We start from the raw sequence: 14,495 nt of genomic DNA, 5'->3' as shown, positions 1-14,495 counted from the left end.
CGGCCCGGTGGTGAGGACCTCCGGTCAGTCCGGTCAGACGGCCGGCCGGCTCTCCGGAAGATCGGTGGGCAGGGATTTCGCGCCGTCCTCGGTGACGCGGGTGGCGCCGAAGTAGTCCGGCGTGTCGATCTTGTCGAACCGGATCACGGCTCCGGTGTACGGCGCGTTGATCATGTATCCGCCGCCCACGTACAGCCCCACGTGCCGGATGGTCCGTGAGTTCGTCAGATCGTCCGAGAAGAAGACGAGGTCTCCGGGGAGCAGCTCGTCGCGCGAGGGATGCTCCCCGGCGTTGTACTGGTCATTGGCGACTCGCGGCAGCTCGATCCCGACGGTCCGGTACGCGGCCTGAGTCAGCCCGGAACAGTCGAACCGCCCGCCCTGCTCGGCCGTACCGTTCCCGCCCCAGAGATAGGGCGTACCGAGCTTCTGCTGCGCGAAGTAGATGGCGGCGGCGGCCTGCTGCGACGGCGCGACCCGCCCGACGGGCCGGGCGAAGCTCTTCTCCAGTGTCCGGATGACCTTGACGTAGTTCTGGGTCTCCCGGTACGGCGGCACGCCTCGGTACTTGATGACGGCGTAGGCCCCCGCGTTGTACGCCGCGAGCATGTTGTCGGTCGGGTCGCCGGGCACGTCCTTGACGTATCCGGCCAATTCGCAGTCGTAGGAGGCGGCGGAGGGAATCGCGTCGGCGGGATCCCAGATGTCCCGGTCCCCGTCGCCGTCCCCGTCGATCCCGTGCGCCTGCCAGGTCCCGGGGATGAACTGCCCGATGCCTCTGGCGTCGGCGGGACTCTGGGCGCTGGGGTTCCACCCGCTCTCCTGGTACAACTGCGCGGCGAGCAGAGCCGGGTTGATGGCGGGACAGTAGTTGCCCCACTTCTGCACGAGCGGCTGATACGCGGCGGGCACGGCCCCCTTGGCCAGCCCCACGGCCCGCCCGCCGCCGACCAGTCCGGCGGCGGCGGAGTAGGTCCCCACGACGAGCAACGCCACAAAACTCATCCCGACCCCACCGACAGCGGCCACGACCAGCCATGCCTTACGCACCGTCAAACACCCTCCGCGTCAGGGCCACAGTCCCGCCCCAGTCTAGGTCGCGAAGCCCCGATTCAGGAGATCCCAACCCCCGCCACCGAACCGCCCCCGCCGGATGACCAGAAGTCGTCGTACACATCGGGCCGCGTGGGGTACTCGCCCGCGCGCTGCGGGGTGTTCGGCTCGGTCGCCGGATCCGGCACGGCGGATTCCGTGAAACACGGGGTGGTGATGGAAAAGAAGAACTGTCCTTCGCCGCCGACGGCGACCCTTATCCGGAAGTTGTCCGGTGTCGACGCATACATGGCGGGGACTTCGCCACTCGCCCGCACACTGGTGATCCGATACCCGCGGGCAGTCCAGTCGCGTTCCACGACACCCAGCAAACTTCCACGTCGCTCCTTGGAGACGATGGTCATGACCGCGATTCGGCGCTTCACTGAACCAGCTCCCAGGGAATCGTTCTTGGAGTCGGTGCAGATTCTGTGGTTCGAAGGACCGTGATTCCATCGTAATTCTGGCCTGATGGCCGACAGCGTTCGCTGCATGATCGCATCAGCCTTGGCGGCAGCCTGCCGCATATTCATGTCGGACGTCTTCCCTTCCGGGGCATAAGTATCGGCACGAGTGCCGCATCCAGCCGCCATCGCAAGCACGAACAGGGCGAATAAGAGACGCAGGTTGGTCATCGGCGCTCCTGGGTGCTGATCTCGTGGCTCCGGCCGGCAACAATCAAGGCGATATTGTCCGCAGACTCTTCGTCCTCGTCCGGATTGAAATAGTTGGTGTGCGCCGTAAACCCGCCCAGGTCCCCCAGAGGACGCGGCCCGTCATCGACCCGGAATCGGCGGGCGCCGAATGCCTCGTGCGCCGGATCCGTGCCGAACCAGATTTCTCGGTCGTCCGCCTGCGCGTCCTGCGCGAAGAACGCCGCCGTGCCTCCGCCCAGTCCTCCCACCACCGCTCCCACAGGGCCGCCCACCGCGCCTCCCACCACCGCTCCGCTGACCGCGCCGGTCGCCATACCGCGCGCCTCGATCCTGGCCGGCATCGCCGTCACCGGGTCGTTCTCCGCCGCGCCCACGAACACATGCCTCCGCCCCACCCCCAACTCATCGGCCGAAGCCGCACCCGTTCCCGGGCTGCCCAGCAGCACGATGTCGTCGGCGCCCGGAATCCCGCCCTGCCGCTGCGCGGCCTGGCCGACCGTCAGCGAACCGTACGAATGCCCGATGGCCGTCACATGCGGATCCCCGTTCCGGTTCGTCGCCGAGACACCGGACATGAATTCGTTGTACGCGACCGCTCCCACCCGCGCCTGATCAGCGAATATCACATCCGTATTCCCCGCGACATCGGCGGCGGAGAGCTGAGGCGCGTCGTATCCCAGCCATACGATCGAGGCGCTGGACGCGTCGTACTCACGCGCTCCCACCGCCGTGTCCCGCGCCCGCTTCAAGTCGTTCCTCGCGAATTCCTCGTCCAGCGCCGTCCCCAGCCCCGGCACATACACCGAGACATTCCTCGCCGCGTCCGGATTCCCGTAGGAGACGATCGCCCGGCCGTTTCCCTGCTCCCCGAGCCCCAGCAGAAACATCGGCGGATGGCCGCCCGACCGCAACTGCTCGTCGATCGCCCTCAGGCCCGCCAGCCGCGTCTGCGCTTCCTCGTCGCCCACCCGTCCCTCCAGCTTTCCGATCAGCAGCGCCAGGTTGTCCCGGTTCGCCGCGTCCCGTACCTCCGCCGGGATTCCGTCCAGGTTGCCGATCTCGTCCGGGTAGACCGCCAGATACTCCTCCCGCCGCTCCTGCGTCAGACCGTCCCACCACGCCCTGCGCTCCGCCGGGGACTTCTCCGTCGGGATGGAGTCCTTCAGATACTCGTCCGCCAGCCTCCGCACCACCGTCGCGTCTCCGTGCGCGTCCGCCCAGAGCGCGTCGGAGGTCAGCAGGCCGTCCCGGGGAGCCGTCAGCTTCAGGAGCGTGGCCGTGTAGCGCGCGTCGATCCGGTTCGCCTCGCCGACCGCGCACGCGATCGCGTCGGCGATCTCCTGGGCCTTCGCCGCATGAGGATTCGGGGCCGTCAGGGCCGGCGGCGGGGACAGCAGCCTCGGCAACGGGCTGCCCTCGGCCGTGCCGCCCGGGAGCTTGTCCTGTGTGACGATCTGCTCGCCCGCCGCCGGATAGCTCACCGAACCGTCCGCGTGGACCGTGAACTTCAAGCCATCCGCGTCGTCCAGCGCCGCCCGCAGCCTGCGCTGAGCCTCTCTCAGCTCCTGGGCGAGGCTGTTCAGAGTCGTACGGACCAGACCGCATTCCATATAGACGTACTGGAAGTTACGGCTCAGCTCCTCCAGCCGCGCGCTCGCCGCCTCCACCGCCTCGCCCTCCTGCGTGGCCTCAAGGCCCGCGAGAAGCTGCTTGTCGATGCGGTCCCGTGCCGCGTCCGCACGGTTGCTCACCTTGCCCCAGCCGTCGGCCGCGCTCTCCAGTTCGGAGCACTTCAGCTCACGCAACTGCGTCCATGTCAGCGCCCCGCTCCAGCCACCACGGCCGCCGCCACCGTGCCGGCCGCCACCCCAACCACCAGCACCACCATCACCGCCACCACCGAACCCGTTCAACGCGCACCGCCACCCGCCCGCGCGAACGACGCCCTGATCGCCGCCTCGTTCTCGCCCTGCTCCCGGGCGACCGCCCGCAGATGAACCGCCAGGCTCTCGCACTCCCCCATCGCGATCTCGATGCGCCGCTCCCACGACATACGCACCGTTCGCAGCACCGCCGCGGCGCCCAGACCCTCCGTACCGGCCGCCACGCCCTCATGCGCGGCGGCGAACTCGCCCCGTACCAGGCCCATGTGCGTACGCAGTGCCTCGGCCGCCCCGGCCGCCCGTGTCCAGGGACCGCCGCTGTGCCGCAGCTCTCCACCGTGCCGCAGCCCGCCGGTGCGCGGAGCCGGTACGCCAACGCCACCGGCCATGTCGATCAAACGCTGCCGGCCGTCCTGGCCCTGCCCGCCTTGCGCCGGGCCCTGCGTCGGACCCTGCCAGCCCTGCTCGCCCTGCCCCTGGCTCTGCCCCACAAACCCCGCCATGCCGCTCTCGCCTCTGCTCCTCACCCGGGATCCTGTTCCTCACCCGGGATGCCGACGGCACTGTCCCAAAGGCGGACGCATCGTCGGCCCGCCCGTAAACAGGGCGCGGGAGCAGGCACATACGGCCGAGCCGCCCGTGGCCCCGGGCAGTCCTGGGCATCCATGGGCAGCGGCCCGTCGGCCGTACGGCTCGGCGCGGGCGCCAAGTTCACCCGTACGGTTGGCGCGGCGCGGCGGCATCCTCAACTCGCCGCCCACGACCGCCTCAGCACCTGGGCCCGCGCGGGACGTGACCGTAAAGGTGTAACAACGACAGTCATTGCCCGCAGTCACGGCCCGTGATACACAGAGTAACCATGCGCGTATACGCATGGCCGATCTACGCCAGGCCAGGACGGCATGATCGGTCATATGTGCGGGGATCGGGTAAAGAGAGCCGCCAAGCGGCATACGAGAGCGGTTCCATCAGCGAAGATAGAGCGTGACCCATGCCATGGGGGCGTGGGCGTGAACAACCCAACAGGGGCGGTGAGTTACATGTACCTGGCGGCCGAGAAGGGCGACATCACCACCATCATCGGTGGCATCGCCCCGAACTGGGGGCCTTTCGGGACTCTGGGGAACGAGGCCCGCGTCATGATCGAGGTAGTGATGGCCGTGGCCATCCTGCTCTGCCTCGGCATCGCGATCTGGGGCGCGGCCAAACAGCGGATCGGAGCGACCGCGCTCAGGGACACGTTCAGCGCGGAACAGGGCAAGGGCCTGATCGTCGCCGGGCTGACCGGTGTCTTCATCATCGGCTCGCTGGGCACGCTTTTCACCATCGTGTACGGGATGGCCGTCTAGCCGCCGTCCCCAAGTCCCTGTCCCCGAGCCCTGTCTCCGACCCGAGCCCAGTCCCGTCCCAACAGTCCGTACCGGGCGTGCCCGGACCACCTTCAACACCACCTGTCCGTCGCACCCACCGGCTGAGGTTGCGTCTCCCTGATGTCGAGTCACCACACCGCGCCCGCGCGGCAACCAGCACGGCTACCGTCGTACTACGCGGACCACGCGGAACCGCAAACGGCTGAGGGGACGTACGCGGCATGAGCTTCGGCGACGAGCACGGCTACGGCGGCGACTCGGGCCGTACGGACGACGGTTTCGGCGGCACGGGCCAGACGCGTACGCGCCTGCCCGACGGCAGAAGCGGCGACATGTACGGCGGCGGCGCCCGCCGCCCGGCCCGCGGCTCCCGCTCCCTGATCACCGTGGTCGGCGTGGTCGTCCTCCTCATCGCGGCCATCGCCTTCGCCAACCGCGGCGGCGACAAGTCCGCCGAAGGCGGCAAGGGCACAGGAGGCACGGCCGCCGACCCGACGGCGGCATCGGGCGTCAAGCCGGTCACGGGCAAGAACGGCACAATCCCATCAGGCTTCGCCCAGAACGAACAGGGCGCGGCAAGCGCGGCAGCCAACTACGCGGTGGCACTCGGCTCCGACGGCATGTTCAGCCAGGACAGCCGGCACAGCATCCTCGACACGGTCTATACGCCGGACGCGGCGGGCAGGCTCAAGGAGTCACTGGATGCCGCGTACACCACGGAGTTCCTGGAGAAGCTCGGCCTGGACGCCAATGGCAGTCCTCCGCAGGGCAGCACCTTCGTCTCCCGGACGATCCCGGTGGGCACCAGCGTCGAGAGTCTCAGCGGTGACAGCGCGAAAGTGTCCGTCTGGTACACGGGCCTGATCGGGATGTCCGGTCCCGACTCGACAGACCCGGTCAGCACGACCTGGAAGACCTGGACCTTCGATCTGCGGTGGATGGAGAACGACTGGAGGATCGCCGCGGAATCGCAGAAGGACGGGCCGGCCCCTGTCCCCGGCGACGTGGCGGCCTCCACCGCGGACGAGATCAGCAAGGCTGTCGAGCAGTACGGAGGCTTCACGTATGCCAGGTAGCTCCCGACACCGCGCTCGCTCGGTCGTCGCCGCCCTGACGGGTGTTCAAGCCGCGCTCCTCGTGTTCGCGGCGCGTGCCACGGCGGCACCGTCACCCACGCCTACGCCCACACCCACCCCGTCGTCGACGGGCAGCCAGGGCGACTGCGACCTGCTCAAGGGACTCGTCAAGGAGTACTGCGAGAACGGCGACACCGGCACCGCCCGGTCCGGTCCTCCCAGCACGCCCGACGCCCTCGACCCCCTCTCCTCCCTGGCCAAAGGCTGCGCCGACGCCGCCGCCTGGATCGTCGGCAAGCTCAGTGACGCCGTCAACGAGACCGCCAACGTCGACTTCACCAACGCCGCCTTCCTGCGTCAGTACGCCGTCATCTTCGCCGCCTCCACCGTCCTCACCCTCGTCATCTGGCTTCTCGCCGTCGCCAAGCGCGCCATCCGCGGCGTCCCGCTGACCACCGCGCTCTCCGAGGCCATCGGTTTCCTCTGGCTGACCGTCCTCGCCTCCGCCTTCACGCCGCTCATCCTCTATACGGTCGTCTCCGCGACCGACGGCGTCACCGAGGTCATCGCCACCTCCACCGGCGGCCAGACCGATGTCTTCTTCGGCGGCTTCGCCGAAGCCCTCAAGAAGGGCGACGACATCGGCGGCGGCCCGATCATGCTGATCGTCGTCGCCCTCGTGTCGATCCTCGCCGCCGGCGTCCTCTGGCTGGAACTGGTCATCAGAGCCGCGCTCCTCTACGTCGGCGCCCTGCTCGGCACCGTCGTCTACGCCGGGCTCGTCGACAAGAACATGTGGGGCCATGTCCGCCGCTGGGCCGGCATCATGATCGCCGTCATCATGGTCAAACCCGTGATCATGATCGTCCTCGGTCTCGCGGGCGCGCTCTCCGCCGACGAGGGCCCCGACGCGTTCTCCGCCGTCGTCTCCGGCCTCGCCATCATCCTGCTCGCGATCTTCGCCTCCGCGATGATCTACCGCTTCGTGCCCGGCTTCGGCGACGAGGTCGCCTCCTCCCGCACCAACCGGAAGCAGGCCACCGACGGCGCCCAGGCCGCCGCCCTCATCAGCTCGCCCGCCGCCCTCGTCTCCCAGGGCATCAAGACCCACAGCAGCCGCAGCCACCAGCAGCAGGGCAACAGCGGCGGCGGAAGCGGCGGACGGCCCGCCAATCCCGTCTCCGGAGGCGTCGCCGCGCACAGCTCGCGCAACACCGGCGGAAGCACAGGCGGCGGAGGAGGAGGGGGCACCGGCAGCCTTCCCCCCGCCGCGCCCCCGCCCCGCAGCGGAGGCCCCACCAGCGGCACTCCCCACGGCTCACGTAACACCGGCACCGGCAACAACAGCACTGGAGGTGGAGGGCGTTGACGACCCAGGCCCACCCGATCGCGCCCCGTCGTACGTATCTCATCGGCCGCGCCCGGCCGAACGCGATCGTCGGCAAGAACCGCGAGACCGGCGAGATCGCCCTGATCATCGCCGGCGCCTTCATCGGCATGATGTGCGGGCTGCTCGTGCCCGTCCTGCCGCTGCGGATCGTGACGCTCGCCGGATTCCCGCTCATCGCGCTGGCCGCCGTCTACGTACCGTACAAACAGCGCACGTTCTACAAGTGGTACGAGATCAACCGCAGCTACAAGCGCACGCTGCGCGGCGGCACGGTCTACCGCTCCGCCGCCATGGAGGCCGGCACCTCCCTCGACGGCCGCGAGGTCGAGATCGGCCCGCCTCCCGGCATCGGCCGTATCAACTGGCTGGCCGCGCCCTTCGGCCCCGACGAGATCGCCGTGCTCCTGCACGCCGACCGCCGCACCGTCACCGCCGCCATCGAGATCGAGGGCCCCGGCGTCGGACTGCGCGACAGCGAGGACCAGGAAGCACTCGTCGACCGCTTCGGCACGCTCCTCAAGCATGTCGCCAACGGGGACGGCTTCGTCACCCGCCTCCAGATGCTCGCCCGTACGCTGCCCGCCGACCCCGACGCGCACGCCAAGGACGTGGCCCAGCGCGGCGATTCCTCCTCGCCCGACTGGCTCCAGAACTCCTACGAGCAGCTCCAGTCGATGGTCTCCACCTCCAGCGAGCAGCACCGCGCCTATCTGGTCGCCTGTATGCACTACACCCGTGAACTGGCCGCCGAGGGCCAGGCCATGGCCCGCGCCGCCCGCCAGGCCGCCGGTGCGAAGAAACTCGACCGGGACGCGGGCCTCGCCGTCGTCATGGCCCGCGAGCTGACCGACATCTGCGCCCGGCTCGCCGAGGCCGACATCCGCGTACGCCAGCCTCTCGGACAGAGCCGTCTCGCGTCCCTCGTGCACTCCATGTACGACCCGGACCATCCCATCGACCACATCCAGGCCATGACGAAACGAAACGCCTGGCCGGCCGAGCTGGACGCGATGGAACCGACATATCTCCAGGCCAAGACCAGGGAGTCGTCCACCCGCGCGCCCTGGTGCCACTCCACCGCCTGGGTCAAGGAATGGCCCATGACTCCGGTCGGTGTGAACTTCCTCGCGCCTCTGCTCGTCCACACACCCGATGTGATCCGCACGGTCTCGGTCACCATGGATCTCGAACCGACCGAGATCGCCATCGAGCGGATGCTGACGGAGAAGACCAACGACGAGGCGGAGGCGAGCCGCGCCGCCAAGATGAACCGCACCGTCGACCCGCGCGACATCGCCGCGCACGGGCGGCTGGACCAGCGGGGTGAAGATCTCGCCAGCGGGGCGGCGGGCGTCAACCTCGTCGGGTACATCACAGTGTCGTCCAGGACGCCCGAGGCGCTGGCCAGGGACAAGCGGACGATCAGAGCCTCGGCCGGCAAGTCGTATCTGAAGCTGGAGTGGTGCGACCGCGAGCATCACCGGGCCTTTGTGAACACCCTGCCGTTCGCGACCGGCATCCGCCGCTGACCGCCCGGCCGGCCGTCCGACCGTCCCGCCTTGCCAAACACCGACCTGCCGACACCACCGACGAGAAGCGCCGACAAGCGCTGACAACCGCTCAGAACCGCTGACAACCGACGAGCCGAAAGGGGCCTGTGGTGCGAGATCCGCTGTCCGTCCTCACGGATGCCTTCACCAGCTTCCTCTTCGGGAAGGTGGAGACGACCAGGCTGCCGGTCCGTACGTCCACGGGCCAGGCCCAGGCCGTCTATCTGCCCACCGCGGCCCCCGGCCTCGGCGACTCGGGCGTGATCATCGGCCGCGAGGTCTACAGCGGCAAGGGCTATATCTACGATCCGTTCCAGCTCTACGGCCAGCAGCTCCCGGCGCCGCACTGGCTGGTACTCGGCGAGTCCGGCAACGGCAAGTCGGCGCTGGAGAAGACCTACGTCCTGCGCCAACTCCGCTTCCGCGACCGCCAGGTCGTCGTCCTGGACGCCCAGGGCGAGGACGGCGTCGGCGAGTGGAACCTCATCGCCCAGGAGCTGGGAATAACTCCCATCCGGCTGGACCCGATGGCGGCGCTCGACGGCGGAATCCGGCTCAATCCGCTCGATCCGTCGATCACCACGACCGGTCAGCTCGCCCTGCTCCGTACGATCATCGAAGTGGCGATGGGCCACGGCCTGGACGAGCGCTCCGGCTTCGCGCTCAAGGTCGCGCACGCCTACGTCAACGAAACCATCGTCGAGCGCCAGCCCGTCCTGATGGACATCGTGGAGCAACTGCGCCATCCAGAGCCCGAGTCGGCCGAGGCGATGAATGTCGACCTGGACGATGTACGGGCCTGGGGCCTGGATGTGGCGCTGGTCCTGGACCGGCTGGTCGACGGTGACCTCCGGGGCATGTTCGACGGGCCGACGACCGTCGGGATCGATCTCGACGCGCCGCTGATCGTCTTCGACCTCTCGCACATCGACCGCAACTCGATCGCGATGCCGATCCTGATGGCGATCGTGGGCGTCTGGCTGGAGCACACCTGGATCCGCCCCGACCGCAGGAAGCGCATCTTCCTGGTCGAGGAGGCCTGGCACATCATCAACTCGCCCTTCGTCGCCCAGCTCTTCCAGCGGCTGCTCAAGTTCGGCCGGCGGCTCGGGCTCTCCTTCGTCGCCGTGGTCCACCATCTCTCGGACGTGGTCGACGGCGCGGCGGCCCGCGAGGCCGCGGCCATCCTCAAGATGGCCTCGACGCGGACGATCTACGCCCAGAAGGCCGACGAGGCGAGAGCGACCGGCCGGGTGCTCGGACTGCCGCGCTGGGCGGTGGAGATCATCCCGACGCTCACACCGGGAATCGCGGTCTGGGACGTCAACGGCAATGTCCAGGTCGTCAAACATCTCGTGACGGAGGCCGAACGGCCGCTGGTCTTCACCGACCGGGCCATGACGGAGAACTCCCAGGCGTCGAACGCGGCCGACGCCGCCGATGCCCTGGCCGCGGGACTGCCCGCGGACATGCAGGCGGCGGAGTGGGAGGCCGAGCAGCGGGCGATCCTCCTTGAGCGGCAACGGCAGTTCAACGAGTCCTCCGAGTCGACGGTGGCGTGAGATGCCGCGCCACCACGACGGGCAAAGGCAAGGGCAGGGACAGGGTTACGGGCAGGCCCAGGGCGGCCGGGGCGGAATCCCCGACGGACTGCTGCTCGGCCTGCTGGGCTTCGTGCTGGGACTGTCGCTGCTGGTCTGGACGGCCACCGGGCTGGCCGGTCTCTTCACGCACGGCGCCTGGCCGGACGGAGTGACCTACGGCCGTACGCCGCTGGCGATGCGTCAGCTCGCCTCCGCACCGCACGATGTGGCGGGCGCCTGGCCGGACACGCCGTCGTCGCAGCTCTCCGGGTACGGGCTGTTCTGGGGACTGCTGATAAGCCAGCTCATGGTGCTGACCGTCCTCGCGGTGTTCGTCCTGGGAGTGACGGCGCGGTACCGAGTGGTACGAGCACGTCGGCGCGAACAGCTGCGTGACGAGCGGGAACAGGCCGCAGGCAGCCGCGACGCGCGCGACATGCTCGCCAAGGAGGTCCGGCCAGGCGTCGCCGCGATGGCCGGACCGGGTCCAGGGCCCGGTCCAGGACCTTCCGTACCGACGGCCGCCGAGACACAGGCTCACGCCCAGCCCCAGCCCCAGCCCCAGGTCGAGGCCCACGCCCGGGCGCAGAGGTGGACCGCCGCCGCCCAGGGACCGGCCCCGGCTGCTGCGCCCATGGCCGTACCCACGCCCGTCGCCTCCGACACCACCCTCGCGTCCGCGTCCGCCGGTGTCGTGCCCGGCCCACGTACCGCGCCGCGCGTACGGTACGGCGATCCGCTCACCCGTCGGCCCATCTCCGTGCAGGCCGTCCTGGACGCCGAAGGTCCCGCGCTCGTCGTCACCTCCGACCCGACGGTATGGGCGGAGACGAAGGACACGCGGGCCAAGCTCGGTCCCGTCCTGCTCTACGACCCGGGCCATCTCTGCGACACTCCGGCCCGTCTCCACTGGTCTCCCACCGCCGGATGCGAGGACGCGGCCACCGCCGCCGCCCGCGCGACCGCGCTGCTCGCGCCCGTACGCCCGCACGCCCTGCTCGACGCCGCCATGGCGGACACGGCGGAAACGCTCCTGCGGTGCTGGCTGCACGCCGCGGCCGTCGACGGGCGGCCGTTCAAACAGGTGCACCGCTGGGCGCAGGGCGGCAGCGCGCACGAGGCGGTACGGATCCTCCGTACCCACCCCAAGGCCACCTCGGGCCTCGCCGGCCTCCTGGAGTCCGCGCTCACCGCGCATCCCGAACGCCGGGAAGTGGCCCAGCAGTTGACGGCCCGTGCGCTGGCCGCCCTCTCCTCGGTCCATATCCGGGACGCCTGCACACCGAACCGAACCGATACGCTCACGCTGGATTCTTTTGTGAACGAGGGGGGCACTCTGTATGTGGTGGGAGAGCCGATCGAAGATCCGCGCTCCCGCCCGGGTGCGATGCCTCTGCTCACCGCACTCACCTCAAGCGTGGTCGAGCACGGCCGCCGCATGGCCGCACGGTCATCTGACGGTCGGCTCGACCCACCAATGACGCTCGTCCTCGATGACGTCGCCGCCGTGGCCCCGCTCCCTCAGCTCCCGGAGCTGCTGGCCACCGGTCAGGACCAGGGACTGCCGACTCTGGTCCTGCTCCGCTCACGGCAACAGGGCCGGGCCCGCTGGCCCGACGCCGACATCCAGAGCCTGTCGGACGAGGCATAGCCGAGGCATAGCGGGCGCCTTCCCGGGCCGGACGGAGCGAAACTCCCTGAATCTCCCTCAGGACGCCCCGTACAGCTTCAGAAACGCCCGAGCTCCGCTCACCACAAGGCTCTCCGCCTCGTCCGCGCTCACCGGTACGGCACCGAAGAACGACTCCAGCGTGATGCTGCCGACGAGCAGGCTGAAATGCCGTGCCGCCACATCCGCGTCGTCGATGTCCAGCAGCCCTTGCCGCGCGAGCGTACGCAGCCACTCCGCCAGCTCCGCGCGCACCGCCCGAGGCCCGACGCGCTGCCACTCCTCGATCACATCGGCCGGCATCCGCGGCGCTTCGGTGATGATCTGCCGTACGAGGGCGAAGTGTTCAGGGTGCTGGACGGTGTGCTCCGCCCACTCACGCGCAAGAGCGAGCAGCTCCGACTCGATGTCGGCCGTCGTCCTGAAGCGCCGGAAGTGCTGCGCGAACAATTCGCCCAGCCCCGCTGTCACAGAAGCGGCGCTCTCCAGGAAGACCGTACGGAACAGCTCTTCCTTGTCGGTGAAGTGGTTGTAGATGGTGCGCGTGGAGACACCGGCGGCGGCGGCGATCGCGTCGATGCTCGCCCGCGTATAGCCCTCCTGACCGAAGACCGTACGCGCGCCTCGCTCGATGGCCCGCCGTTTCTCCAGCAGCCCTTTGCGCGGCGGCTTCTCTGCCGTACCGCCCGTCCGCACCGCGCCTCGCTCCTGCATCGCACCTCCCAGAAACTACAACGATCGTTGCAATCATTGCCATGCACGTTGTACTTTACCCGTATGCCCGACGGGTACAGGTGCCGCCGAAGCCCTCTCACGGGATGAACTCGCCTGAGGAGTCCGCCATGTCCACCGCCCCGATCATGTCCACGGACCCGATACGCCTCGCCGTCATCATCGGCAGCACCAGGGAAGGCCGTCTCGGCTCCACCGTGGGCGGCTGGTTCACCGCCCTGGCCTCGGCCCACGGCAACACGGAGGTCGACCTGATCGACCTCGCCGACGCCGAACTGCCCGCCGTCCACCCCGACTGGGGTACGGAGCCGACGCCGGCCCTCGCCGCGCTGACCGCCCGGATCGGCGCCGCGGACGCGTTCGTGGTCGTGACACCGGAGTACAACCACAGCTTTCCCGCCGTCCTGAAGCACTTCATCGATCTGCACCGCGAGGAGTGGCAGGCCAAGCCGGTCGGCTTCGTCTCGTACGGCGGCGTCGGCGGCGGACTGCGGGCCGTCGAACAGCTCAGGCTGGTCTTCGCCGAGCTGCACTGCGCGACCGTGCGCGAGACCGTCAGCTTCCACAAGGTCACCGCAGAGGTCTTCGCCGCCGACGGCCCCGCATACGACACGGAAGGCGCGGCCGGCGCCGCCAAGACCATGCTCGACCAGCTCGGCTGGTGGGCCCACGCACTACGGACGGCCCGCGCGGCGCACCCGTACGGATAAAAAGGCCCGGCAGCCGAAGAACGTTCAGGAACCTGCGCGGCTAAGGGCGTTCGATGGCCATCTCCAGCTCCTTGGCGAGCGGATCGAGCTCGAACGGTACGACGGTCCCGGTCGGCACGAAGCCGAGCTTGCGATAGGCCGCTCGCGCCCGTGGGTTGTCCTCATGGACATAGAGCCGTACTCGGGACAGCTGTGGCTCCTGCCGCGACCACGCCCAGTCGAGCGCCTCCGCGACCAGCGCTCCGAGCAGCCCGCTGCCACGCTGCTCGGGACGCACATAGACACCTACGAGATGTCCCTGTGCCTGGGTGATGGCGGAGCCGAAGAAGTCGCTGCCGCCGGCCTCCTCGATCAGCACGGCCACAGAACCGGACCAGCTTCCGTCCGGGGCCTCGGCGATGAACTGTCCCGAGCGGGCGCCGTTCCGGGGCGAGGCGTCGGCGGTACGCTGCTGCCAGAACGAGTCGGGGTGCGCGAGCCCTTGCTCGTACGTCTCCAGAAACGCCACCGGCGCGGCCGGATCCTTGAGCGCGGCGAGCCGGATCTCCTTGGCCTTGGCCCATTCGTCGGGCTGTACGGCCCGTATCACATGGTTCATGCACCGATACTCCGCGCGCGGGCCACCACTCGCAAGGCGGTTTTCGCGAGGGGTCGTAAACGCAGAAATGCCCTGTACCAGATACCTGGCACAGGGCATTCCCGTCAAAGATTGTTCGGCGGCGTCCTACTCTCCCACAGGGTCCCCCCTGCAGTACCATCGGCGCTGTGAGGCTTAGCTTCCGGG

General features: G+C 69.2%; 13 protein-coding genes. 7 read left to right on the top strand and 6 right to left on the bottom strand.

Features of this window, described 5'->3' with window-relative positions:
• Positions 1–33: 33 nt before the first annotated feature.
• The 4 genes from ACFV6H_RS36110 to ACFV6H_RS36095 all read right to left on the bottom strand — a co-directional run bounded on the left by ACFV6H_RS36110 (position 34) and on the right by ACFV6H_RS36095 (position 4,134).
• Positions 34–1,005: a bifunctional lytic transglycosylase/C40 family peptidase gene (locus ACFV6H_RS36110; protein ID WP_093596712.1), complete on the bottom strand. Its 972-nt coding sequence runs from the start codon at positions 1,003–1,005 to the stop codon at positions 34–36.
• Positions 1,006–1,112: 107 nt separating this feature from the next.
• Positions 1,113–1,727, bottom strand: a complete 615-nt coding sequence (locus ACFV6H_RS36105) for a hypothetical protein (RefSeq protein ID WP_385550910.1) — start codon at positions 1,725–1,727, stop codon at positions 1,113–1,115.
• Positions 1,724–3,553 (bottom strand): alpha/beta hydrolase, encoded by a 1,830-nt coding sequence (locus tag ACFV6H_RS36100; RefSeq protein ID WP_385550908.1) that lies wholly within the window; start codon positions 3,551–3,553, stop codon positions 1,724–1,726. Before ACFV6H_RS36100 ends, ACFV6H_RS36105 begins: the two co-directional genes overlap by 4 nt.
• 104 nt (positions 3,554–3,657) lie before the next feature.
• Positions 3,658–4,134, bottom strand: a complete 477-nt coding sequence (locus ACFV6H_RS36095) for a hypothetical protein (RefSeq protein ID WP_385550906.1) — start codon at positions 4,132–4,134, stop codon at positions 3,658–3,660.
• 537 nt (positions 4,135–4,671) lie between these two features.
• Here ACFV6H_RS36095 and ACFV6H_RS36090 point away from each other — a divergent pair.
• The 6 genes from ACFV6H_RS36090 (at position 4,672) to ACFV6H_RS36065 (ending at position 12,251) form a co-directional block, all read left to right on the top strand.
• Entirely contained in the window at positions 4,672–4,980 is a 309-nt protein-coding gene (locus tag ACFV6H_RS36090) for a hypothetical protein (protein ID WP_003985768.1), read from the top strand.
• Between the two features lie 242 nt (positions 4,981–5,222).
• A complete protein-coding gene (locus ACFV6H_RS36085) occupies positions 5,223–6,077 on the top strand; it encodes a hypothetical protein (RefSeq protein ID WP_384792746.1) in 855 nt (284 codons plus the stop codon).
• Complete coding sequence (locus ACFV6H_RS36080; protein ID WP_385550904.1) at positions 6,067–7,446, top strand: hypothetical protein; 1,380 nt, start codon at positions 6,067–6,069, stop codon at positions 7,444–7,446. Before ACFV6H_RS36085 ends, ACFV6H_RS36080 begins: the two co-directional genes overlap by 11 nt.
• Positions 7,443–8,996: an SCO6880 family protein gene (locus ACFV6H_RS36075; RefSeq protein WP_385550901.1), complete on the top strand. Its 1,554-nt coding sequence runs from the start codon at positions 7,443–7,445 to the stop codon at positions 8,994–8,996. The genes ACFV6H_RS36080 and ACFV6H_RS36075 overlap by 4 nt, the downstream gene beginning before the upstream one ends.
• A 131-nt stretch (positions 8,997–9,127) precedes the next feature.
• Positions 9,128–10,579, top strand: a complete 1,452-nt coding sequence (locus tag ACFV6H_RS36070) for an ATP-binding protein (RefSeq protein ID WP_093600758.1) — start codon at positions 9,128–9,130, stop codon at positions 10,577–10,579.
• Position 10,580: 1 nt separating this feature from the next.
• On the top strand, positions 10,581–12,251 hold the full coding sequence (locus ACFV6H_RS36065) for a type IV secretory system conjugative DNA transfer family protein (protein WP_385550898.1): 1,671 nt from the start codon (positions 10,581–10,583) through the stop codon (positions 12,249–12,251).
• 57 nt (positions 12,252–12,308) lie between these two features.
• Here ACFV6H_RS36065 and ACFV6H_RS36060 read toward each other — a convergent pair whose 3' ends face one another.
• Positions 12,309–12,983 carry a TetR/AcrR family transcriptional regulator gene (locus ACFV6H_RS36060; RefSeq protein ID WP_385550896.1) on the bottom strand — a complete coding sequence of 225 codons (675 nt, stop codon included), beginning with the start codon at positions 12,981–12,983 and terminating at the stop codon, positions 12,309–12,311.
• A gap of 128 nt (positions 12,984–13,111) precedes the next feature.
• Here ACFV6H_RS36060 and ACFV6H_RS36055 point away from each other — a divergent pair, with 128 nt between their 5' ends.
• On the top strand, positions 13,112–13,711 hold the full coding sequence (locus tag ACFV6H_RS36055) for an NADPH-dependent FMN reductase (protein WP_385550894.1): 600 nt from the start codon (positions 13,112–13,114) through the stop codon (positions 13,709–13,711).
• 40 nt (positions 13,712–13,751) lie between these two features.
• On the opposite strand, the gene ACFV6H_RS36050 is transcribed toward ACFV6H_RS36055, so the two are convergent.
• Positions 13,752–14,309: a GNAT family N-acetyltransferase gene (locus ACFV6H_RS36050; RefSeq protein ID WP_385550892.1), complete on the bottom strand. Its 558-nt coding sequence runs from the start codon at positions 14,307–14,309 to the stop codon at positions 13,752–13,754.
• Positions 14,310–14,495 lie beyond the last annotated feature (186 nt).

This window comes from Streptomyces sp. NPDC059743 (assembly GCF_042732975.1).
Taxonomy (GTDB): Bacteria; Actinomycetota; Actinomycetes; order Streptomycetales; family Streptomycetaceae; genus Streptomyces.
This window is presented reverse-complemented; position numbering and strand designations above follow the sequence as displayed.